We start from the raw sequence: 22,504 nt of genomic DNA on the forward strand, positions 1-22,504 counted from the left end.
CGAACCCGCACTACCTTGCCATCGAGACTCGCGATCTGAGCGTCGACGCGCGCCGCATCCATGACAGGGATGGAGGCAGTGTGCATTGCCAAGGCGAGCGCGGCCGCGATCATCACAGGCCGGCCACGAACGCCTTGTATGCGGTGTCGTCCATCAGGCCTTCGAGCTCGCCGGGATCGGACAAGGTGAGCTTGAAGAACCAGCCGTCGGCCTCGGGCGCGGTGTTGACGAGCGCGGGATCGGCCTCGAGCGCGGCGTTGGCCTCGGTCACCGTGCCGGAGACGGGGGCATAGACGTCGGACGCGGCCTTCACCGACTCCACGACGGCGGCTTCCTTGCCCTTGGCGACGGCGGTGCCGGCGGGCGGCACCTCGACGAACACGACGTCGCCAAGCTGAGCCTGGGCATAATCGGTGATGCCGACGGTGGCGCTATCGCCCTCGACCGAAATCCATTCATGATCCTTGGTGAAATAGGTGGTCATACGGAGGCTCCCTTGCGGACATAGCGGTGGGGGACGAACGGCATCGGCGTGACGGTGGCGGCGAGACGCTTGCCGCGCACCTCGATCTCGAGCGCGGTGCCGGGGGCGGCATAGGCGGACTCGACATAGCCCATCGCGATCGGCGCGCCGACCGAGGGGGCGAACCCGCCCGAGGTGATGGTGCCGACGCGGCTGTCGCCGGACAGGATCGCGGCGCCCTCGCGCGCGGGCAGGCGGCCTTCGACCGCGAAGCCGACGCGCTTCGTCTTCGCACCGTCGCGCAGATCGGCGAGGATCGCATCCGCGCCGGGGAAACCGCCCTCGACGCGGCGGCGCTTGGAAATGGCGAAGCCGAGATCGGCGGCGGCGGGATTGATATGGGTGTCAAGATCGTGGCCGTAGAGCGGCAGGCCCGCCTCCAGCCGCAAGGAATCGCGCGCGCCGAGGCCGATCGGCTTCACCTCCGGCTGAGCGCACAAAAGCGTCGCGAACATGTCGACGCTGTGCGCGGGCAGCGAAATCTCGAACCCATCCTCGCCGGTATAGCCCGAGCGGCTGATCCACAGCGGATGCTCGCCATGGCCGAATAGACCGGCGGTCATGAAGGTGAGATTTTCGACGCCGGGGACGAGGCGCGAAAGCGCGGTCACCGCTTCCGGCCCCTGCAAGGCGAGCAGGCCGTAGCTGTCCATCGTCACGAGCGCGATGCTCGCCGGGAGGCGCGCCCGCATGTGGGCGATATCGCCATGCTTGGTGGCGCCGTTGACGACCATATAGAAATCGTCCGCCCGGCGCGTGACCATCAGATCGTCGATCACGCCGCCAGTGTCGTCGAGCAGCAGCGAATAGCGCATGCGATCGACGCCAAGCCCCATGATGTCGCCGGGCAGCAACGTCTCAAGCGCGGCATCGACATCGTCGCCCGACAAGGTGAGCTGGCCCATGTGGCTGACGTCGAACAGGCCGGCATGCTCGCGCGTCCAGGCATGCTCGGCAATGATGCCTTCATATTGGATCGGCATGGAATAGCCCGCGAACGGCACCATGCGCGCGCCACGGGCGCGGTGCCACGCATCCAGCGGCAGCGGTTCGGCGATATGGTCGTCGGCGCTCATCACATGCTTCCCGGCAAGAGAACGACGGCCAGCCGGCCTTGCGGCCGCTTCTGTCCATCGCCCCCTCTGTCACGGGAACCTGAGAGCTTTCACGCCATCGGAACGGCGCTTGCACCTTCGGTGGAGCGCGGTTGCCCGCCCTCGCTTTCCAGAGTGTCTGAAGTTCCGCGCGGTCCGTTGACCTGAGAGATTCCGGGGCGGTTGCTCCTTCGGTGGCCCGCTCAAAGCGAACGCTCTCCCGCGCAGTCCTCCGGCGGTTGCCCGCCGACGACGCAGCGACCCTGCACGGGCCGCAGATTCGAGTCAATCGAGCTTGGGCATGCGAAAGGCCCCTCGCCACGCGCGCTGATGCGGCTGCTATCGGTAAGCCGGGCTCGACCGGCGTCTAGAAGCGGCCGGCAAGGATGGTTAGCGGTCGTTGGTCGGCTGCCGCGGTTTTGTTAACCAAAGAAACACAAGAACGACAAACAGCGTCGCGATTGGCGCAACTGGCCGGAGAGCGCAGCCGTTCTGCGCCGTGCGGTCAGCTATATGGGGTCTGGCGCTCGGCTCAAGCGCGCCGACGAAACGCTTCGGCTCAACGGGACAGCGGCCGGCGGGGGCTACTCGACGGTCGGCGACTTCCATCGATTTATCGTCGCGGTGACCTCGCACCGGCTGTTGCGTAGCGAGACCTTCCGGAAGCTAACGGAGGGTGGGATCAAGACGGGCGAGGGCAAGTTCGTCGGTCTTGATTTCGGTGGATCCATGGCTGGCACCGGACGCTTCATCGGACATGGTGGCGGCGCACCGGGTATGAGCGGTTCGTTGCACCACTTCCTCAAGCATGGTTACACGGTAGTCGTGCTGGCCAACCGCGATCCGGGCACCGCCGAGAGCATTGCGTTGTTCGCCGCGCACCACTTGCCGGCCGAATGAACAGGAAAGCATGAAGGCCGTTAATTTCCGAGCCGAAGGCCACCGGACTTAACCGCCGACTCGAGCCTAGTACTGACCAGCAGCCTTGCGCCAGCAAAGACCCAAAGTCGGCCATTCCGACGTTTGCCGGCGCCGCCTCATACGGACACTCATTCATGTCTCATCTGGTGGCGGATATTAGCTTTTTGCGGCCCAATTGCGGACATTCAGCACACTTTCTGAACAGCACACCATTATAAACCCCGTCACCCTTGACTCGTAATTCTACATATCTAGGTTTTGCACAGCAAACGAGCGTTGCGAATGGCACGAGCAGCTGTTCAGCAACGCCAAGGGGAAAGATTGGGCACGGCAAACTGATCGTGCCGCAAAGGTGGGGGAGTGGAGCACCGATGAAAGCCATGGCCAATGTGTCCCGCCGCGTCGCGCTGCGGCTGTTAACGGCCCTGCTCCCGCTGCTCGCGACAGGCGTTGCCGGCCGCGTAGAGGCGCAGCAGGCACAGACGGTCGGTCCCGCAGCTCACGCGACAGAAATTCGCATTTCATCCGAACCGGGTATTGTGCTGGCGGGAACACTGTATCTGCCGCAAGGGCAGAGCAAGGGCCCCTATCCCGTGGCAGTGCTAATTACGGGGCATGGGCCCGGTGGGCGTGGCAATTATTCCGAGATCATCAAACGACTGACAGCCGACGGCATAGCTGCCTTGGAATATGACAAGCGCGGTACCGGGCAGTCGACGGGCACGTTCGAAGAGGATTCCTACCGGCTGGCTGCGGATGCCGCCGCCGCGGTCGCGGCGATGCGCCGTCGCTCGGACATCGTCGGCAGCCGAATCGCGCTGGTCGGTCATAGCGGGGGCGGTGTGATCGCGCCCGCTGTGGCAGCTGCCGATCCCGAGATCGCGGCCGTGGTGACGCTGGCGGGCAATGTCGGCGACGGGCTGCCTTACGTGCGAAAAGGGATTTTTAGGCAGGTAGTGAAGATGACCGGCGGCGGCCGCGAAGCCCTCGCCGGTCAGGCGGTGGATGCGGTGATGGCTTTGCTCCAGGCTCGGGCGGACAGCAAAAATGCGGAAACGATCACCCGCCTTCGCGCGACCGTCGTCGACCGGTTCGAAGCAGCGGGGTTCCCGCGCCCGCAGGCGGAACAAGCGCTCGCAATGATCGACGTTCCAGAGGCGTGGAAAGCAAGCAAGCTTCGCTCCGCCTCCGATCTCAAGGCGCTGCACATACCCGTTCTAGCGGTCTACGGAACCAAGGATCCGATGGCGCTGGACGACGCACCTGCGGCACGCGCTGCGTTGGCGAGCAACCGCCGCGCTCGAATTGTGATGCTGGACGGACTCGGCCACTCGTTCCAGGAAGGCGAGGTCACAGGCATGCCCAATCAGGTGTCAAACTTGGGCCCGTACCTCGGATCGCCCCGCCTCGCGACACTGGTTGGCGACTGGCTTCGAGACACGCTGTCGGCGGAACGCGGCAAGGCGATGGGGCACGTGCGGTAAGGCGTACCTTGTCGCCGCTCGACCGTAACCGAGCGCTGCGTCTGGGCGCCGGCCTTAGCCTTTAAACGATCATTTGAGGCGCGAAGCTGTCGCCCGAGCCCCACGGGCGAACGTCTGCTTTCTGCCGATGCGGACCCGCAAGCAGCCGTTCCGTTTCCCCCACCCTCAGCCGTTCGAAGAGTGCCTAAAGCCGCCTCCCGCTCAATCGAGGTTGGGACGCAGCCAACGTTCAGCCGTCTGGAGGTCGACACCGCGCCGAACCGCATAGTCTTCCAGCTGGTCACGGCCGATGCGGGCGACACCGAAATACTGGCTTTCGGGATGGCCGAAATAGAAGCCGGAGACGGCGGCAGTCGGCAGCATCGCGAAGCTTTCGGTCAGCGTCATACCCGTCGTCTCGGTGGCGCCGAGCAGGTCGAACAGGATCGGCTTGAGGCTGTGCTCGGGGCAGGCCGGATAGCCCGGCGCCGGGCGGATGCCGCGATATTGCTCCTTGATCAAAGCCTCGCTGGTCAATTGTTCGCCAGCCGAATAACCCCATAGGTTCGTTCTGACGTGGAGGTGGAGCCGTTCGGCGAAGGCTTCGGCGAGACGGTCCGCCAGCGCCTTGAGCAGGATATCCTTATAGTCGTCATGGTCCGCCTTGAAGCGGGCAATGTGGCTGTCGATGCCGTGGATGCCGACCGCGAAGCCGCCGAACCAATCATCCTCGCGATCGATGAAATCGGCGAGGCACATATTCGCCCTGCCCTCACGCTTCTTGATCTGCTGACGCAGCATCGGAAAGGCGACGTCCTGACCGCCGTGCGAAACGACAATGTCGTCCCCTTCGCGATGCGCCGGCCAGAGCGCCGCGACGCCGCGCGCCGTCAGCCATTTCTCCGCGATGATCGTATCGAGCATGGCTTCGGCGTCGGCGAACAGCCCGCGGGCGCTCTCGCCGACGACGGGATCTTCGAGAATTGCAGGATAATTGCCGGCCAGTTCCCAGGCGCGGAAGAACGGCGTCCAGTCGATGTAGGAACGCAGATCGTCGAGCGGCCAATCGTCGAACACATGGGTGCCCGGCTGCAACGGCGCCGGCGGCTTCTGCGCGGCGTCATAAGGAAAGGCATTGGCACGCGCCTCAGCGAGCGAAGCGAGGTCGTTCTGACCCTTATCAGCCCGCGCTACGCGAACCGCTTCATAATCGGTCGCCGTCTTCTCGACGAATGCGTCGCGCTGCGTATCCGACATGAGGGTCGAGGCGACGCCAACCGCACGGCTGGCGTCGAGCACGTGCACCACCGGGCCCTTATATGCCGGATCGATGCGCAGCGCGGTGTGAACCTTCGACGTCGTGGCGCCGCCGATCAGCAGCGGCATCGTCATGTTGGCGCGCGCCATCTCGGCCGCGACCGTCACCATCTCGTCGAGCGACGGGGTGATCAGGCCGGACAGGCCGATCATGTCCGCGTCATTCTCGTTGGCGGCTTCGAGGATCTTGGTCCACGGCACCATCACGCCGAGATCGATGATGTCATAGCCGTTGCACGCGAGTACAACGCCGACGATATTCTTGCCGATATCGTGCACGTCGCCCTTGACGGTCGCCATGATGATCCGGCCCTTGGGTCGCGCGCCGACTTCCTTGGCGGCCTCGATATAGGGCAGCAGGTGGGCAACCGCCTTCTTCATCACGCGCGCCGACTTCACCACCTGCGGCAGGAACATCTTGCCCGATCCGAACAAGTCGCCGACGACGTTCATGCCGTCCATCAGCGGGCCTTCGATCACCTCGATCGGGCGGGCATGCTGGAGGCGGGCTTCCTCCGTATCCTCGACGACGTACAGGTCGATGCCCTTGACCAGGGCATGTTCGAGCCGCTTGCGCACATCCCAGCTGCGCCATTCCTCAGCCTGTTTCTCGGCGACGGCATCGGTGCCACGATAGCGCTCGGCGAGCGTGATAAGACGATCGGTCGCATCCTCGCGCCGGTCCCAGATCACATCTTCGCACGCCTCGCGCAGCTCGGGATCGATCGCGTCATAGACGTCGAGCTGGCCGGCATTGACGATGCCCATGTCCATGCCCGCCTGAATGGCGTGGTAGAGGAACACGCTGTGCATCGCGCGCCGCACCGGCTCGTTGCCGCGGAACGAGAAGCTGAGGTTCGAGACGCCGCCGGAGATATGGCAATGCGGGCAGCGCGCCTTGATCTCGCGCGTCGCCTCGATGAAATCGATCGCGTAGCGGCGATGCTCGTCGATGCCGGTCGCGACCGCGAAGATGTTGGGATCGAAGATGATGTCTTCGGGCGGGAAACCGATGCCGGTCAGCAATTGATAGGCGCGGTCGCAAATCTCGACCTTGCGCTCCTTGGTATCGGCCTGACCGACCTCGTCGAACGCCATGACGACGACGGCGGCGCCATAGGCCATGACCTTGCGCGCGCTGGCGAGGAACGCCTCCTCGCCTTCCTTCATGCTGATCGAATTGACGATCGGCTTGCCCGAGACGCACTTCAGCCCGGCTTCGATCACGCTCCATTTCGAACTGTCGACCATCACCGGCACGCGCGCGATATCGGGCTCGGCGGCGATCAGCTTGAGGAAGGTGGTCATCGCATATTCGGCGTCGAGCAGGCCCTCGTCCATGTTGACGTCGACGACCTGCGCCCCATTCTCGACCTGCTGGCGCGCGACCTCGACCGCCTTGGCATAATCGCCGGCCATGATGAGCTTCTTGAACGCCGCCGAACCGGTGACATTGGTGCGCTCGCCGATATTCACGAACTGGGCGGTGGAGGGGGTGCTGGCCATTATTCTCTTCGTCACCCTGAACTGGTTTCAGGGTCCATCGCGCCCAACTAGGCGCGGTGGAGGGGGATGGATGGATGCTGAAACAGGTTCAGCATGACGGCGGCGCTAGGCAGCCATCACGAACGGATCGAGCCCGGCGAGGCGGGTGATCGAGGCATGATCGTGGATCGGGCGCGGTGCGACATCCTTCACCGCTGCCGCCATGGCGGCGATATGCGGCGGCGTGGTACCACAGCAGCCGCCGACCACATTGACCAGCCCGTCTTGCGCCCATTCGCCGACCAGCGCGCCGGTGGTGTGCGGCTGTTCGTCATAGGCGCCGAGATCGTTGGGCAGGCCGGCATTGGGATAGGCCATGATCAGGCTGTCCGCGACCTGCGCCATTTCCTTGAGATAGGGCCGCATCAGATCCGCCCCGAATGCGCAGTTGAGCCCGATCGTGAGCGGGCGTGCGTGACGTACCATGTAGGTGAACGCCTCGACCGAATGGCCGGAAAGGTTGCGGCCCGACATATCGGTGATCGTCATCGACAGCATGATCGGCACCTCATGATGCCGCGCGTCTGCAATCTCGAGCACAGCCACGATCGCCGCTTTGGCATTGAGCGTGTCGAACACCGTCTCGATCAGGATGAAGTCGCAACCGCCGTCCAGCAGCGCCTCGGCCTGCTCGCGATACACATCCTTCAATTCATCGAACCCGATCGCGCGATAGCCGGGATCGTTGACGTCCGGGGACAGAGACAGGGTCTTGTTGGTCGGCCCGATCGCCCCGGCAACGAAGCGCGGGCGGCCGTCCCTGGCCTCGGCGGCATCAGCCGCCTCGCGCGCGATTTTCGATGCCGCGAGGTTGAGATCGCGCACGAGATGCTCGGCGCCATAGTCGGCCTGACTGACCGTGTTGGCATTGAAGGTGTTGGTGGACACCATGTCCGAGCCGGCATCGAGATAGCCGCGCGTAATCTCGGCGATGATGTCGGGCCGCGTCAGGACGAGCAGATCGTTATTGCCCTTCTGATCCATCGGCAGATCGTAGGAGCCGCGATAATCCGCCTCGTTCAGGCCATAGCCCTGGATCATCGTTCCAAAGGCACCGTCGGTCAGCAAAATGCGATTTGCGGCCTCGGCGCGGAAGCGCCGGGCGGCGGCGGAGGGAATGCGCGTCATGCGGCTTTCTCCGTAGCGTGGCTGTCAGGACGCAGACCGAGCAAGTGGCAGATCGCATAAGCGAGCTCGGCGCGATTGAGCGTGTAAAAGTGGAAGTGGCGCACGCCACCGGCATAGAGGCGGCGGCACATTTCGGCGGCGATAGTCGCGGCGATCAGCTGACGCGCGGCGGGATGATCGTCGAGCCCCTCGAACAGCCGGTCCATCCAGGGCGGGATCGCCGCGCCGCACAGGCCGGCGAACTTGCGCGTCGTGGCGACATTCGAAACCGGCAAGATGCCCGGCACGATCTCAGCCACGATCCCCGCGGCGGCCGCGCGGTCGCGGAAACGGAAATAGGTTTCGGGCGAAAAGAAAAACTGGCTGATGGCGCGGTCCGCGCCGGCGTCGACCTTCGCCTTGAGATTGTCGAGATCCGCCTGCACGCTCGGCGAAGATGGATGACATTCCGGATAGGCCGCCACCGAGATTTCGAACGGCGCGATCCGCTTGAGACCGGCGGTCAGCTCCGCCGCATTGGCATAGCCATCCGGATGCGGCCTGAACGCTTCCCCCGCCTGCGGCGGATCGCCGCGCAGCGCCACGATGTGGCGCACGCCGGCATCCCAATAAGCGCGGGCAATCTCCTCGATCTCAGCCTTGCTCGCCTCGACGCACGTAAGATGGGCCGCGGCGGGAATATTGGTCTCGCTTGCAATCCGCGCGACCGTGGCGTGCGTCCGCTCCCGGGTGGAGCCGCCTGCCCCGTACGTCACGGAAACGAAGCGCGGCCCGAGCGGGGCGAGCGTTTCGATCGCCTGCCAGAGCTGCTCTTCCATCTTCTCCGTCTTTGGCGGGAAGAATTCGAAACTCACCGCAGCGTCGCCGGCAAGATCCGCAAACAAGGGCGCATCGAGGGCGCGGCGCGCTTCTTCAAGCTGCGAGAGAGATGGACCGGTCATCTGGCCCATATAAAGAATTCTTTATATGTGGGTCAAGGCGCGAGGGCATTTTCGATCGCGCCTTTTATGTCATCCAGCGCATAAGGCTTCTTGATGATGACGCGGTCGCGATACTGAGCGTCGATCCCGGCCGAACCATAGCCTGTGGCGAACACATAAGGCACACCGCGCTCGGCCAGGACCTCCGCGACGGGATAGGACATATGGCCGTCCAGATTCACGTCGAGAATGGCAAGGTCGAGAGGGCGGCTGTGGGCAAGCTCGATCGCCTGCGGCAGCCGCATCGCCAGGCCGGCGACCTGGTGACCCAGATCTTCCACCATCTCCTCGAGCAAGAGGGCGATCGTCATTTCGTCCTCGACGATCAGCACGCGCAGCGTATCGGTCATGGTGCCAGACCATAGATGGTAAGCGGCGCGTCGATCTCGCACACCAGTCCATCGGGTTCGAACCGCATATGGACTTCGCCGCCCATTTCCGCCGAAAGGCCGCGCTCGATCAGGCGCGATCCGAAACCGCGACGGGCCGGCGGCGCAACCCGCGGACCGCCACTTTCGCGCCATAGCATGGCGACACGCGCGCCACCCGTCGCAGGGGTATAGGTGCGCCAGCTTATGGCCACCTCGCCCCGTTCCGCCGACCACGCGCCATGCTTGAGCGCGTTGGTCGCAAGCTCATGCATCGCGAGCGACAGCGACAATGCCGTCTTGGGAGACAGGGAGACGTTGGGACCTTCGATGCGGAGCCGGTCCTCGCGTCCGCAATGGGGCCGCACGGCCTGCTCTACCGCACCATGAAGCGAGACGCCGGCACCACGCTCGCCAGTGAGCAAATCATTGGCCTGGGCCAGCGCCCTGATCCGCTCGGAGAACCGGGCCTGCGCCTGTGCCAGATCGTCCGCGCCACGGAAGGTCTGCGCGGCGATAGCCTGCGTCATCGCCAGGCTGTTCTTCACCCGGTGGTTGAGCTCGTTCACCACCAGCCGCAGATGATCCTCGCTGCGATGACGTTCCGTGACGTCGGTGGCCGTCCCGAACCATTCGGTAATGGCGCCGGTATCGTCGAGGATCGGCACGGCGCGCGAGAAGGTCCAGCCGGTCGAGCCGTCCGGCCGGCGGACGCGATGTTCCATTTCGAACGTGCCTTTGCGGCGGATCGCATCGTCAATAGCGGCGCGCACGGCGACATGATCTTCCGCGTACAGATTTTCCTCAAGCCATTGCGGATTGGGTGAATCATTGTTGGCGACCAGCCCGCGGCCGTCGATCGGGTGCATCGTGCTCCAATCCGGCGTCATGCGGTAGATCACGTCCGAACTCGCATTGACGAGCGCCCGGAACCGCCCCTCGCTCGCGATCATCGCCCGCTCAGCCAATATCGCCTCGGTGATCTCAACGACGATCGCGATCACGCCAGCAGGCTCGCCGCTCTCATCAACTACCGGCGAATAATCCAGGTTCATCCACGCGGGCGCGGGCGCGCCATGACGCTCGAGCGTCAATTCCTGGGCACGATAGGCCAGCGTACCGCCGGCCAGCCCGACCTTCATCACGTTGTCGTTGAAGTCGGCGACCTCCGGCCACCCCTCACGGACCTTGGAGCCCAGCAGCTGAGGATGACGCCGTCCGGCAAATTCCGAATAAGCGTCATTGTAAATCATCACGCCATCTTCGTTCCACAGCAGAACGATCGGCACCGGCGACAGCAGCAGGAGATTCGTGACGGTCTTCAGGCTTTGCGGCCAATTGCCGATCGGCCCCAGACTGGTCTTCGACCAGTCGAACGCCGCAATCAGCGCGCCAAGTTCGCCTCCTCCCACCGGAAAGGGCGCGATGGCCGCATTGGTCCGTGCGCTCAACAGCGCCTCCCCCATTGTCGAAGAGGCGCTGTTAAATCGAACCAGCGCTCAGGAAAAGTGGGCTAGAGCGCGCGGCGGCCGGTGAACAGCTGGATCAGGCCGACGATGATCGCCAGCACCAGCAGGATGTGGATCAGACCACCGCCAATATGGATCGCGAAGCCGAGGAGCCAGAGCACCAGCAGAATGACGGCGATTGTCCAAAGCATTGTACGGCTCCCGTCCGCGTGATTGCGGAATTCGCGGTGAACGCCGTTTGTCCGACCCCGTTCCAACCTTAGCTGCGAAGTTCCGCTTTCGCTTGAGCCCAACGGCTGCTCAAAGAAGACATGGCAATCCGATCGATCCCGCTGGCCCTGGGCCTGTTCCTATCAACCGGCGTCATGGCGACGCCGGCCTACGACGCGGTGGATCCGCTCATCGGCACGGGTGGCGAGGGCCACACATTCCCTGGCGCGGTTGCACCGTTCGGCATGGTGCAGCTGAGTCCCGATACGAATACCGGCTGCCTGATCCGCGAATGCTATAAATGGGCCGCCGGATATCGCCATTCCGATGCCTTGATTCAGGGTTTCAGCCACACGCACTTTTCAGGCGCCGGACATTCGGATTTGGGCGACTTCCTGGTGATGCCGGTCTCGGGCGATCACATATCGTTGGAGCCGGGCGACCCGACCAAGGCGGGTTCGGGCTACGGTTCGCGTTTCGACCACGGGAGCGAGCGCGCGCAGCCAGGCTATTATTCGGTCACGCTGCTCGACCACAAGGTTAGGGCGGAGCTGACCGCGGGCACGCGCGTGGGCGTCCACCGCTATGCCTTCCCCACCGGGCTGCAGGCGCACATCGTGCTCGATCTGCGTAGCGCGATATACAATTATCCCGGCAAGACCTTGTGGTCCTCGATCCGGCTGCGGCCGGACGGCGCCGTCACCGGCTGCCGTCAGACGCGCGGCTGGGCGCCAGACCGGATCCTCTGTTTCGCGATGCGTTTCACCGCCGCGCCGACGGCGCATGCCTTCGTCAGCACGGAACAGGATGTGGCCTATAAAGGCTTTCAGGGTCCCGGCCGCGGCACGGACGATCTCGCCGAACGGAGCGGACGCGCCATTGTCGCGCGCTTCGACTTCGGCACACTGAACAAGCCGCTCGAGGTAAAAGTCGCGATCTCCTCGGTCGACGAGGCTGGCGCGATCGCCAACCTTGGGAGCGAGCCGGACAACTTCGACGCAATCCGCGCGAACACGAAGGCGGCATGGGAGCAGGCACTGAGCGCGGTCGAGCTGCATGCCCCGGCACCGATGGAGAAGAACCTCTATACGGCGCTGTACCACACGCTGCTCGCCCCTTCGATCGCGAGCGACGCCGATGGCCGTTATCGCGGGCCGGACAATCAGGTTCATACGGCACAGGACTTTACCTTCCGTTCGACCTTTTCGCTGTGGGATACGTTTCGTGCCGAGCACCCGCTGCTCACCCTTATCCAGCCGGAGCGAACCAACGCCGATTTCATCCGCTCGCTGATCGAGAGCCGCAAGCAAAGCCCGCTCGGCATATTGCCGGTCTGGCAATTCCAGGGGCGCGAGACGTGGACGATGATCGGCTATCACGCGGTGCCGGTGATTGCCGAAGCCTATCTCAAGGGCATCAAGGGCTTCGATGCGGACGAAGCGCTGGATGCGATGATCGCGAGCGCGAATTACGGCCCCTATGGCGGGCTCGCCGACTATCGCACGCTGGGTTACGTCCCGATCGACAAGGAGCCGGAGGCGGCATCCAAGACGGTCGAATATGCCTATGACGACTGGACCATCGCGCAGATGGCGCGGGCAATGGGACGCAAGGAGGTCGCCGCGTCATTCGAGAAGCGCGCCGGCCATTGGCGTAACAGCTTCGATGCCAAGACCGGATGGGTGCGCGCGCGGCTATCGACCGGCGCCTTCCGCGAGCCGTTCGACCCGGTGTCGATCAAATACGGCTCCGACTATACCGAGGGTAATGCCTGGCAATATTCGTGGTTCGTGCCGCAGGACGAAGGCGGGCTCGTGCGCGCGCTAGGGGGTGACAGGAAGACGGTCGCCAAGCTCGACGCGATGTTCGATTACGATAACAGCAAGCTCGATTATTCGCATGCCGAGGACATATCCGGCCTGATCGGCCAATATATTCATGGCAATGAGCCGAGCCATTCGGTCGCCTATCTCTACAATTATGCCGGCGCGCCCTGGCGGACGCAGGAACGGCTGCGGCAGATCGTCGACAGCCAGTACAAGCCGACGCCGGACGGCCTGTCCGGCAATGACGATCTCGGCCAGATGTCCGCCTGGCTGGTCTTCACCAGCCTTGGTTTCTATCCGGTAACGCCCGGCAGTCTGGCATATGTGATCGGCCGGCCGTTCGTGACGCGGGCAACGCTCACCCTGCCCAACGGCAAGCGCTTCACGATCCGGTGCGACGACCCCGCCAAGGCCTATGTCGGCAAGATCCTGCTCAACGGCACACCGCTCGCCCGCAGCTACATCCGGCATGACGAAATCATGGCAGGAGGCGAATTGTCGTTCGTGATGCAGGCCAAGCCCAACCGGTCGTGGGCCACCGGGCGGACCCGCCGGCCCTTTTCCATGACGCGATGATCGCAAAGGATAGATGATGAGTCTGCAGGACAAGGTCGCAATAGTCACGGGCGCCGCGAGCGGCATCGGCAAGGACATTGCGCGCGAATTTCTCGCCAACGGCGCCAAGGTCGCGATCGCCGATCTCAATGTCGAGGCCGCGAACGCCACGGCCCGTGAGTTCGACCCCTCCGGGGCACGCACGATGGGCGTGGCGATGGACGTCACCGACGAGGACCAGGTCAATGCCGGCATCGAAGCGATCGCCGCCCGGTTCGGCTCGATCGACGTGCTGGTTTCCAATGCCGGCATCCAGATCGTCGCCCCGATCGACGAGTTCAAATATGCCGACTGGAAGAAATTGCTGGCGATCCACCTCGATGGCGCCTTCCTCACCACGCAAGCCTGCCTCAAGCACATGTATGCCCAAGGCCGCGGCGGCAGCATCCTCTATATGGGTTCGGTCCATTCCAAGGAGGCATCGGTGCTCAAGGCGCCCTACGTCACCGCCAAGCATGGGCTGATCGGGCTCGCCAAGGTCGTTGCCAAGGAAGGCGCCAAACATGGCGTGCGATCCAACGTCATCTGTCCCGGCTTCGTGCGCACGCCGCTGGTCGACAAGCAAATCCCGGAACAGGCGCAGGCGCTTGGGCTGAGCGAAGAAGAGGTCATCAAGAAGGTGATGCTCAAGGATACGGTCGACGGCGAATTCACGACCGTCAACGACGTGGCGCGCACGGCGGTTTTCCTCGCCGGCTTCCCGACCAATGCCCTGACCGGGCAATCGATCGTGGTGAGCCACGGCTGGTATATGCAGTGACGGGAAAACGGGTCCGAGCTTGGCCCGGACCCGATTTGCTCAGCCTCACGAGGGGCTGATGGTGCGGTCGAGAAGACTCGAACTTCCACGGCCTTTCGGCCACAACGACCTCAACGTTGCGCGTCTACCAGTTCCGCCACGACCGCACATCGGGATGTTCCCCGGACAGGCCGGGGCTGGTGAGGCGGTGCCCCTAGCAGAGGGTTTTACGGCCCGCAATGGCCGCCGCACCCAGTTTAACGATCCGCGCCGGTGCCGGCGAAAGTCACGCTGACATTGGAGGAGCTGGGCGGCACATCGACGGCGGCACCTTCGAAGCTGACGGCGGCGCCGGGCGCGAGCCGCGGCACCGGCCGCGTGATCGTCCAGGCATAGACCGTCTTGCCCTGGGCGTTGCGCAGTTCGGCGCGGATGTCGGGCACCGGCTGCTCGACATTGGTCGGGTTCCAGACCCGGCCCGAGACCGCGAACAGCTGGCTGCCACCGGCGATCATGCGCCAGTCGGGCTCGCGCGTGATGGCAATGCCGAGCGGCACGTGCCGCTCGCCAATCCCGAGGCGGGACGCCACCTGCTGCGGACCCATCAGAACGGTTGCGGCGATGCTGCCGAGGATGACGACCAGCACCACCAATGCCAGCAACAGCCAGGGTCCGCGCTTCCTGCGGACGGGCGGCTCCTCCGTCGTTTCGGCGATGCCGGAAGCCCAGGGCGGGGTGGCGGCCGGTGCGGGCGAGACCGGCGGGGGGGCGGGGGCAAGCGGCGGCGGGACGGCGACACGCGCCGGTTCGAACCAGCTGGTGTCGCAGGCACGACAGCGAATCTTGCGGCCAGAAGGGCCGATCGCATTTTCCGGAACGTCGTAGGTGGCGCCGCAATTCGGGCAGGAGAGCTTCATCGCGCCATCGTAAATCATGGCGACCGCCTGGCCGCAAGCGTCGTCATGCCCTTCCAATCCTTTACGCGCATCCTCCCCCCGTGCGATGCGAGCACGAGGGTAGCAAGGGAGCGAGGCGCAGCGATGGCGGGCATCGTCCAGTTCGACAATGTCGGCCTGCGCTACGGCACGGGCGCGGAGACGCTTGCGGGCCTGAGTTTCACGCTGGCCGCGGGCTCGTTCCACTTCCTCACCGGCGCATCGGGCGCGGGCAAGACATCGCTGATCAACCTGATCACGCTCGCGCGGCGGCCGAGCCGCGGGATCGTCAGCCTGTTCGGGGAGGACGCTGCGGGCCTGCCGCGCCGCCGCCTGCCCGCGCTGCGCCGGCGGATCGGCGTGGTCCATCAGGATTCGCGGCTGGTGCCGCAGCTCTCGGCCTATGACAATGTCGCGCTGCCGCTGCGCATCAGCGGCATGGCCGAGCGGGAGATCGGGTCGCGGGTCGAGGAATTGCTCGACTGGGTAGGCCTGAGATCGCGCGCCAATGCGCGGCCGGCGACCCTGTCGGGAGGCGAACAACAGCGCATTGCCATCGCCCGCGCGGTCATCACGCATCCCGAGCTGATCGTCGCCGACGAGCCGACCGGCAATGTCGATCCGGAAATGGCGGCGCGCGTGCTTCATTTGTTCGACACGATGAACCGGCAGGGTACGACCGTGCTGATCGCGACCCACGATGTGCAATTGCTGCAGCAAATATCCGGCGCGAACATCATGCGGCTGGCGAAGGGCCGCATCGACCAGTTCGACGGCGAGCTGCGCGCGCCGCAACGCGCGGTGGCGCGATGATGGCCGCCTCCCCGCTGCTTCGGCTTCAGCGCCAGCGGCCGGGAAGCTTCGCCATGCTGATCGCCGCGGCATGCCTGCTTATGCTGCTGGCGGCGGCTTTGGCACTGTCGCTGCGCGCGGCCGGCAATGCGGTGGCGCAAGCGGCGCACGCGCATGTGCTGGTGCAGGTGGTCGAGGCGGACGCGTCGCGGCGCGAGCGGATTGCCGACGCTGTGCTGGCGAGGCTCGACCGGCTGCCGCGCACGGTTTCGACCCGCCGGGTGCCCGAGCAGGAGGCATTTGCGCTGGTCGATCCCTATGTGGGCAGCATGAAGATGAGCGATCTGCCCCTGCCCGCCATGATCGAGGTGCGCGGCGCAGACCGGAGCGCGATCGACGTGGCGCTCCAGCGCTTGCCGCACGTGCAGGTTACCGCGGCCGGCGCCGAGCTCGGACCGCTGTCGCGCCTGATCGAATCGCTGCGCGCGATCGCCTTCGGGGTGGCGCTCACCAGCGCCGCAGCGACCGGGCTGATCGCGATGTTGTCGGCGCGCGCGGCGCTGGCCCGCGAAGGAGCGACGATCGACATCCTGCACACGCTCGGCGCGACCGATCGCCAATTGTCGCGACTGGTGACGGGCAAGATCGCGCGCGATGCCGGCGTGGGCGCGGCGGTCGGCCTGATCGTGGCGATCTTCGTGATCGCCACCGTCGGCGCGCGCGTGGCCGAATTGGGTGCGGGCGTCGACGCGAGCCTGGGCATGGGGGGCTGGACGATCCTGGCACTGCTGGCGCTCGCGCTGGTCGGGCTGGCGGCGCTGGCGGCGCAGGGCGCGCTGCTGATGACGTGGCGGCGGGCGCCGTGATCCGGCGGCTATTCAGCGCATTGCTGCTGGCGTGGGCGCTCGGCTTCGTGCTGTTCGCGATCGACCTGCCGCGCCCGGCCGGCAACGAATATACCGACGGTATCGTCGTGCTGACCGGCGGACCGGGGCGCGTGCGGCGCGGGATCGACGTGCTGACGGCGCGCCATGCGCAACGGATGCTCGTTTCCGGCGTGGATCGGCGGGTGCGGCCGGCCGACATCGCGGCGGCTTACCATGTCGGGCCTGATCTGCTGAGCCGGATCGACCTTGGCCGCTCGGCGGTCGACACGCGCTCGAACGCGCTGGAGACGCGCCGCTGGATCGCCGCGCATCATTATCGCTCGATCCGGCTGGTAACCACCGACTGGCATATGCGGCGCGCGCGGTTCGAACTGAGGCAGGTCCTCAAGGGGGTGACGGTGGTACGCGATGCGGTGCCGAGCGAGCCCAATTTGCTGGGCTTGCTCAGGGAATATCACAAATACCTGCTGCGGCGGGGGGCGGCGCTGGCCGGGCGCTGAGAAATCGTGGGGCCGTTCAACGGCGGCCAATAGCGCCTGGTGGATCCGGCCGGCGCCGGGGCGGTCGTACGACGCTATTCGTGGGTGCGGCCGAAATCGGGGCGTTCGTCGTCCTGACCTTGTTCGATGATCGAGCGGCGGACGGCGCGGGTGCGGGTGAAGAGGTCGAACAAAGCATCGCCGTCGCCCCAGCGGATCGCACGCTGAAGGACGGTGAGGTCCTCGCTGAAGCGCTGCAGCATCTCTAGCACCGCTTCCTTGTTGGCGAGGAACACGTCGCGCCACATGGTTGGATCGGAGGCGGCGATGCGGGTGAAATCGCGGAAGCCGCCGGCCGAATATTTGATGACCTCGCTCTCGGTCACGACTTCGAGATCGGAGGCGGTGCCGACGATCGTATAAGCGATAAGATGCGGCAAATGGCTGGTGATGGCGAGGACGAGATCATGATGCTTGGCGTCCATGATCTCGATCCGCGAACCGAGCCTTTCCCAGAAAGCCGAGACGCGCATCACCGCGGCGGGATCGGCATCGCCCGGCGGCGTGAGAATGCACCAGCGCCCCTTGAACAGGGTGGCGAAACCGGCGTCCGGCCCGCTATATTCGGTGCCGGCGACGGGATGCGCGGGCACGATCTGGCGATCGGGGAAATGCTCGCCGAGCGCCGACACCACGCCCGCCTTGGACGAGCCGACATCGCTGACGATCGCGTCGGCGGGTATGTCCTGCACCAATGAAGCGGCGACGTCGCCGACCGCTCCCACCGGCACGCACAGGATGACGAGATCGGCGTCGATCACCGCCGCGCCGGGGGTGTCGGTCACGTCGTCGCACAGACCGAGCTCGGTGACGCGTGCGCGCACCTCCGCATTGGCATCATGGCCGGTGAGCGCGACGGTCGGCATGTTCGCCCGCACCGCGCGCGCGATCGACGAGCCGATCAGGCCGAGACCGATGATCGAGACGCGCGCGAATGGCAGCATCAGTCAGCTTCGCCGATCATGTCGTGTAACGCCCAGGCGATACCGCGTATCTCGTCCTCGGTGCCGATGGTGATGCGCAGGCCGTGGCCGAGACCCTGATTGGGCAGCCAGCGGACGATGTAGCCGCGCTCCATCAGGCCGTGATAGGCCTCCTCCGCCGTCAGCTTGCCGCTGAAGGTGATCAGGATGAAATTGGCCTTGCTCGGGATCGCGCGAAGGCCGGCATTGCCCATCTTGGCGATCTCGCCTTCGAACCAGCTGCGCCATTCGAGATTGTGATCGTGGCTGGCGCGCACGAAATCGTCGGCATTGAGCGCGGCCACCGCCGCCGCCTGCCCCGCGGTCGAGACGTTGAACGGGGCACGGATCTTGTGCATCGCCTGGACGACCGTAGCCGGCCCATAGGCCCAGCCGATCCGCTCGGCGGCGAGGCCGTGAATCTTGGAGAAGGTGCGCGTGACGAGAACGTTGGCCGCGGTGCGGGCGAGATCGAGCGCGCCGTCATCATCCTCGGGCTCGAGATATTCGGTATAGGCCTGGTCGACCACCAGCAGACAATCGGCGGGCAAAGCGGCATGGATGCGGGCCAGCTCGTCACGCGACGTGTACGTGCCGGTCGGGTTGTTGGGATTGGCGATGAACACGACCCGCGTCTTCGACGTCACCTTGGCGAGCAGGGCGTCGACGTCGGTGGCATAATCGGCATCGTCGGCCTCGACCGGAACCGCGCCGACGCGGCGCGCGGCGATTGGGTAGACCGAGAAACCGTAGCGGACGTAGAGGACCTCGTCGCCCTGCCCCGCAAATGCCCCGGCGGCGAGATGGAGCAGTTCGTCCGAGCCGGTGCCATGGATGACGCGATCCGCCTCGATCCCGAACTTGGCGGCGATCGCTTCGCGCAAGGCGGCGGCGCCGGCATCGGGATAGCGATCGAGCGTGGCGGCGGCGGCGATGAAGGCGGCGCGTGCTTCAGGGCTCGTGCCAAGCGGATTTTCGTTGGACGACAGCTTGTGAACCTTGCGGCCGTCATCGGTAGTGGCTCGGCCGGGCACGTAAGGCGCGATCGCCTGGATCCAGGGCTTGGGGGTGAGTGCGTTCATGGCGGCGGCTTTAGGGGGCGCCGGCGTGGTGGGCAACGGGGGGAACGTGCCGTGAGCGTTGCGCGGTAGAGGAAGCCAGCCAGTTGCCGACAGCGGCAATGCCTAACCCATCCAGCAAGGCCGAAGTGTCCGAAATCGATCCAATCCCTCAGGGCATCTTCGAAAAGGGCCGCGAGCAATCCTCCACTCGCGCCATGATACTCCAGAGGGAAGTCTGTCTGTCAGTTCACATGAAGGGATCAGCAAGGAACTTGCGTCCACGGGCGCTCGGCAGAACCGGAACACCCGAGGATACGACATGGAAACGCTCAAGTTCCGGCACAATGACTTGCTGAACGCTTACGGCATCCTCGATCAGCACCCGTGAATACGCTACCATCCCGAGCTCGGCCAGACGGTCGCAAATCATGGCCACCTGGAGAGCGGGTGATGCGGCGGTCAAGACTGCCGGATCTTGGAACGACAGCGGGACGACGTCGGTCTCGCCGCCACGATAAGCGAAGAAGCCTCGGTCCAATGCACAGCCAAGATATGGCGGGGCATTGTCAGGCAGGGCTCGTACTTCGGGCTGATATGGCAAGGTGCGATAGGCATGCACCGTCTGGATCGCTTCCAGGAAAGCGCGCTCGAACGCGTAATCCGCCAGCAGCGACGCGCCGGTGCCAAAGGCTATGCGGTTTGTCCTGGTGTCGAGGCACCCTACAAGTCCAACCGGAATCTTCAGGTCAAAGGTGGTGAATTCCCAGAAGCCAATTACTTTTATGTCGTCGGTTTCGACCTGCTCTGCAATCGAGCCGATAACGGGCGAAAGATGAGAGACATTGACCCTGCGGACAGGCGCAGGGCGCTTGCTGACAACTGTCCGTAATAGCTCGATGCTGATCGCATCACGCTCGACCGTTTCGAGCAATCCGTGCAGAACTGCCTCGTCACGGGTGACACCCGATGCCGTTCCGGAGTTGGTACTATATCGACGCAGTGCGAACCGATCGATTGCATCATTCTCATTCTGGTATGCAGACTTCCAAAATGGATTGGTTAAGAAGAACGGAAAGCGAAGAGGATCAGCGTCATATTTCAAAGGCTGCATCTCAATCCGTGACAGAGGCAGAAGACCGTTTGAACATATCAACGCGAAGTCAGGTGCGCCTTGCCTGAGCCGCTGGTCTTTGCCGTCAAGCTCGAGGGGTTCTGGAATAGCAGAAAGCGACGGCTGATCACGAAACCAGTAGAAATGTTCTATGGCCTCGAAAACTGCAGAAGCCCGGGACTGGTCGCCAATTCCCTTGCCCAGTCCCGAGCCTACTTCGCCGCTCGCGTCGTGAAGCACGCAGCGTGTAGTAACGACCGATCCGCCTAACTCGCTATAGGCGCATTCAAGACCCTGCGCGGTGAGAAAGGTGGTTGCCCGAGCTACCGCCTCGATAGGCGCGAGACTTCGCTCAAGTTGACCCGCACCGTGGGGAATCTTATCCAGCAAAGAATCATGAGCCGTTAAGTTTAAGTATTTCAACAGCTTCACGGATGCTTTCGGTCGGGATCCTAATGGTGTCGACAGTATCGGGGCCGCGAATAGTCATTTCGATCTGGATCTGTTCGGAACGTAAGGCGCCTCCCTCTTGAACCTTATCCAGAGCGGCGGCGACGCGGTCTATCACCTGCTGAAAGGTGTAAGCTCCCGGGTCTCCCATAAACTTTCCGCTAAAGGCGCCCATAGTTATCCGTCCCCACGAAGTGACCAGTTACTAGACTTTACCGATCGTCCACGTTCTTGCAAGTCCCGGTAGGCCTGCCCGCATCTGCATAACGACGTGTAACGCGTTCAATCGCCGAGCCGCTCTCCTGAACGATCACACCAAATCGCTTTGTATACTCACTACCCTCACGCTTTTTAGCGGTCCGCCTCAAAGCCGCTCATTCCCGGCTAGGGGTTATGCTAGCGCCCACAGCGACGCGCGGCAAAATCACCTGACGGTGTTGCACGGCGCGCCATAGGCCATCCGGCGCTCCAGCGCGCCGGCACGGGCGCAAGCGCGAAGCGTAAGCTGATTCCTGCCGGGTATGTCTGAGCGCTCGTAATTGATCTCATAGGTGATGTTGTCCGACACGAAGAGCCCAGGAGCATGGGATACCGATGGATCCCTCAGCTGACTCGCATCCAGCAATGCCTTTATGAAGGGCTCGTGCGCGGATAGCCCCAGTTGCCGGGTGAGTTCCAAAACGAGCGCCGTGCCGGAGGCGCGGATGAGCTCGGGCGGGGCGATATATTGAATGCCGATTCCTAAGAGATCCTCAGACCGGTGGGAAACGAACAGCATCTCCCCTGTCGGCAGACTCAAGAACGCAGCGCGCGTGTTCCCAGGGTCAAGGTGCTTCGTGAGCGACCTGGAAACGACCTGCGCAACTTCGAGCTGACGACGCATGAGCGCCGCATCCGGCAAGGATAAATACCCGGCCACCTCGAACCAATCTGCGGGCTGCGAAAACGCGACCGGATAAAAGCTAAGAGAGGTTACGATGAAGGAACTCACCTCGATCGTACCAGTGCTCAATCGCCAGAAGCGCAGTGGCCCGCGCTCGCCCTGCGCCGGCCCTAGATGGTCTGCAATGTCCGAAGCAAGCGTCAGCGACGCGTCGAAATAGCGGACATAATAAGCTCCGCTCTTATCGGGCAAAGTATGAGGGGCGGCTCGAAGCCAGGCCGGCCGGGCCCGACCGGCATAATCGAGCCGAATATATTGAGTTTGAAAGGAGTTCTCGCGCTTTCCGCGCAGCTTCCGGACCGCTTCAGCCTCAACGGCCTGGGGGGTCGAGCTCGCCGCGCTATCCAGCAACTGGATGATGCGGGCATGCAAATGCGGATAATCCCGTGTCGCGCACCCAGACAGCGACAGTAAGCAGGCGAGCAGGGCGACATGCAGCAACCCGGTTCCGGCCCACATAGAACCGAGAATTGAGTAAAGTCTCGAGAGAAAGCTGTCCGGCCCCACCATCTCACCCAAGTGCTGCGAGAGAATGACATCGATCCGCGTGAAATGCGAATCGGGTGTTAGCGACGGGGTGCCGCACTAGTATAGTGGAGCCGTGGATGTGCGCGACCCGAACGCGC

Annotated in this window: 20 protein-coding genes, 1 tRNA gene, 1 pseudogene and 1 riboswitch; of the genes and pseudogenes, 7 read left to right on the plus strand and 15 right to left on the minus strand. The window is 64.2% G+C overall.

Annotated features, from left to right (window positions below):
* Positions 1 to 112 precede the first annotated feature (112 nt).
* On the minus strand, positions 113 to 484 hold the full coding sequence (gene gcvH / locus DX905_RS03280) for a glycine cleavage system protein GcvH (RefSeq protein ID WP_116090051.1): 372 nt from the start codon (positions 482 to 484) through the stop codon (positions 113 to 115).
* Positions 481 to 1,599 (minus strand): glycine cleavage system aminomethyltransferase GcvT, encoded by a 1,119-nt coding sequence (gcvT, locus tag DX905_RS03285; RefSeq protein ID WP_116090053.1) that lies wholly within the window; start codon positions 1,597 to 1,599, stop codon positions 481 to 483. Before gcvT ends, gcvH begins: the two co-directional genes overlap by 4 nt.
* 160 nt (positions 1,600 to 1,759) lie before the next feature.
* Positions 1,760 to 1,850, minus strand: a riboswitch (glycine riboswitch).
* 232 nt (positions 1,851 to 2,082) lie between these two features.
* On the opposite strand from gcvT, the pseudogene DX905_RS03290 reads away from it, so the two are divergent.
* A pseudogene (locus DX905_RS03290) lies at positions 2,083 to 2,517 on the plus strand (serine hydrolase); the annotation flags it as partial.
* A gap of 392 nt (positions 2,518 to 2,909) precedes the next feature.
* On the plus strand, positions 2,910 to 4,022 hold the full coding sequence (locus tag DX905_RS03295; RefSeq protein WP_116090057.1) for an alpha/beta hydrolase: 1,113 nt from the start codon (positions 2,910 to 2,912) through the stop codon (positions 4,020 to 4,022).
* A 201-nt stretch (positions 4,023 to 4,223) separates the two neighbouring features.
* On the opposite strand, the gene metH is transcribed toward DX905_RS03295, so the two are convergent.
* The 6 genes from metH to DX905_RS03325 all read right to left on the minus strand — a co-directional run bounded on the left by metH (position 4,224) and on the right by DX905_RS03325 (position 10,999).
* The gene (gene metH / locus DX905_RS03300; RefSeq protein ID WP_116090059.1) at positions 4,224 to 6,824 is read right to left on the minus strand and encodes a methionine synthase; all 2,601 of its coding nucleotides are present in this window, start codon (positions 6,822 to 6,824) and stop codon (positions 4,224 to 4,226) included.
* Between the two features lie 105 nt (positions 6,825 to 6,929).
* Entirely contained in the window at positions 6,930 to 7,991 is a 1,062-nt protein-coding gene (locus DX905_RS03305) for a homocysteine S-methyltransferase family protein (protein ID WP_116090060.1), read from the minus strand.
* A complete protein-coding gene (gene metF / locus DX905_RS03310) occupies positions 7,988 to 8,932 on the minus strand; it encodes a methylenetetrahydrofolate reductase [NAD(P)H] (protein ID WP_116092294.1) in 945 nt (314 codons plus the stop codon). The genes DX905_RS03305 and metF overlap by 4 nt, the downstream gene beginning before the upstream one ends.
* A gap of 32 nt (positions 8,933 to 8,964) precedes the next feature.
* Positions 8,965 to 9,321 (minus strand): response regulator, encoded by a 357-nt coding sequence (locus tag DX905_RS03315; RefSeq protein WP_116090061.1) that lies wholly within the window; start codon positions 9,319 to 9,321, stop codon positions 8,965 to 8,967.
* Positions 9,318 to 10,790: a sensor histidine kinase gene (locus DX905_RS03320; protein ID WP_240320702.1), complete on the minus strand. Its 1,473-nt coding sequence runs from the start codon at positions 10,788 to 10,790 to the stop codon at positions 9,318 to 9,320. The genes DX905_RS03315 and DX905_RS03320 overlap by 4 nt, the downstream gene beginning before the upstream one ends.
* A 62-nt stretch (positions 10,791 to 10,852) precedes the next feature.
* Entirely contained in the window at positions 10,853 to 10,999 is a 147-nt protein-coding gene (locus tag DX905_RS03325) for a lmo0937 family membrane protein (RefSeq protein ID WP_116090064.1), read from the minus strand.
* Positions 11,000 to 11,119: 120 nt separating this feature from the next.
* On the opposite strand from DX905_RS03325, the gene DX905_RS03330 reads away from it, so the two are divergent.
* On the plus strand, positions 11,120 to 13,420 hold the full coding sequence (locus tag DX905_RS03330) for a GH92 family glycosyl hydrolase (RefSeq protein ID WP_116090065.1): 2,301 nt from the start codon (positions 11,120 to 11,122) through the stop codon (positions 13,418 to 13,420).
* A gap of 16 nt (positions 13,421 to 13,436) precedes the next feature.
* Positions 13,437 to 14,219: a 3-hydroxybutyrate dehydrogenase gene (locus DX905_RS03335; RefSeq protein WP_116090067.1), complete on the plus strand. Its 783-nt coding sequence runs from the start codon at positions 13,437 to 13,439 to the stop codon at positions 14,217 to 14,219.
* Positions 14,220 to 14,278: 59 nt separating this feature from the next.
* On the opposite strand, the gene DX905_RS03340 is transcribed toward DX905_RS03335, so the two are convergent.
* Positions 14,279 to 14,365 (minus strand) — tRNA-Leu (locus DX905_RS03340).
* 90 nt (positions 14,366 to 14,455) lie between these two features.
* Positions 14,456 to 15,133 (minus strand): zinc-ribbon domain-containing protein, encoded by a 678-nt coding sequence (locus DX905_RS03345; protein WP_116090068.1) that lies wholly within the window; start codon positions 15,131 to 15,133, stop codon positions 14,456 to 14,458.
* Positions 15,134 to 15,238: 105 nt separating this feature from the next.
* On the opposite strand from DX905_RS03345, the gene ftsE reads away from it, so the two are divergent.
* From ftsE to DX905_RS03360, 3 genes are read left to right on the plus strand one after another with little or no spacing between them, the layout of a single operon-like run.
* Positions 15,239 to 15,946, plus strand: coding sequence for a cell division ATP-binding protein FtsE (gene ftsE / locus DX905_RS03350; protein ID WP_116090069.1), 708 nt, complete (start codon positions 15,239 to 15,241; stop codon positions 15,944 to 15,946).
* Complete coding sequence (locus DX905_RS03355; protein ID WP_162875434.1) at positions 15,946 to 16,791, plus strand: cell division FtsX domain-containing protein; 846 nt, start codon at positions 15,946 to 15,948, stop codon at positions 16,789 to 16,791. Before ftsE ends, DX905_RS03355 begins: the two co-directional genes overlap by 1 nt.
* Complete coding sequence (locus tag DX905_RS03360) at positions 16,788 to 17,312, plus strand: YdcF family protein (RefSeq protein WP_116092295.1); 525 nt, start codon at positions 16,788 to 16,790, stop codon at positions 17,310 to 17,312. The genes DX905_RS03355 and DX905_RS03360 overlap by 4 nt, the downstream gene beginning before the upstream one ends.
* 74 nt (positions 17,313 to 17,386) lie before the next feature.
* Here DX905_RS03360 and DX905_RS03365 read toward each other — a convergent pair whose 3' ends face one another.
* The 5 genes from DX905_RS03365 to DX905_RS03380 all read right to left on the minus strand — a co-directional run bounded on the left by DX905_RS03365 (position 17,387) and on the right by DX905_RS03380 (position 22,397).
* Positions 17,387 to 18,295: a prephenate/arogenate dehydrogenase family protein gene (locus DX905_RS03365; protein ID WP_116090073.1), complete on the minus strand. Its 909-nt coding sequence runs from the start codon at positions 18,293 to 18,295 to the stop codon at positions 17,387 to 17,389.
* The gene (gene hisC, locus DX905_RS03370; RefSeq protein WP_116090075.1) at positions 18,295 to 19,395 is read right to left on the minus strand and encodes a histidinol-phosphate transaminase; all 1,101 of its coding nucleotides are present in this window, start codon (positions 19,393 to 19,395) and stop codon (positions 18,295 to 18,297) included. The genes DX905_RS03365 and hisC overlap by 1 nt, the downstream gene beginning before the upstream one ends.
* Before the next feature lie 226 nt (positions 19,396 to 19,621).
* The gene (locus DX905_RS03375; protein ID WP_162875435.1) at positions 19,622 to 20,917 is read right to left on the minus strand and encodes a YcaO-like family protein; all 1,296 of its coding nucleotides are present in this window, start codon (positions 20,915 to 20,917) and stop codon (positions 19,622 to 19,624) included.
* On the minus strand, positions 20,880 to 21,110 hold the full coding sequence (locus DX905_RS15925; protein WP_162875436.1) for a hypothetical protein: 231 nt from the start codon (positions 21,108 to 21,110) through the stop codon (positions 20,880 to 20,882). Before DX905_RS15925 ends, DX905_RS03375 begins: the two co-directional genes overlap by 38 nt.
* A 249-nt stretch (positions 21,111 to 21,359) precedes the next feature.
* Positions 21,360 to 22,397: a hypothetical protein gene (locus DX905_RS03380; protein WP_162875437.1), complete on the minus strand. Its 1,038-nt coding sequence runs from the start codon at positions 22,395 to 22,397 to the stop codon at positions 21,360 to 21,362.
* Between the last annotated feature and the right edge of the window lie 107 nt (positions 22,398 to 22,504).

Source organism: Sphingomonas crusticola (assembly GCF_003391115.1).
In the GTDB taxonomy this organism is placed as follows: domain Bacteria; phylum Pseudomonadota; class Alphaproteobacteria; order Sphingomonadales; family Sphingomonadaceae; genus Sphingomonas_I; species Sphingomonas_I crusticola.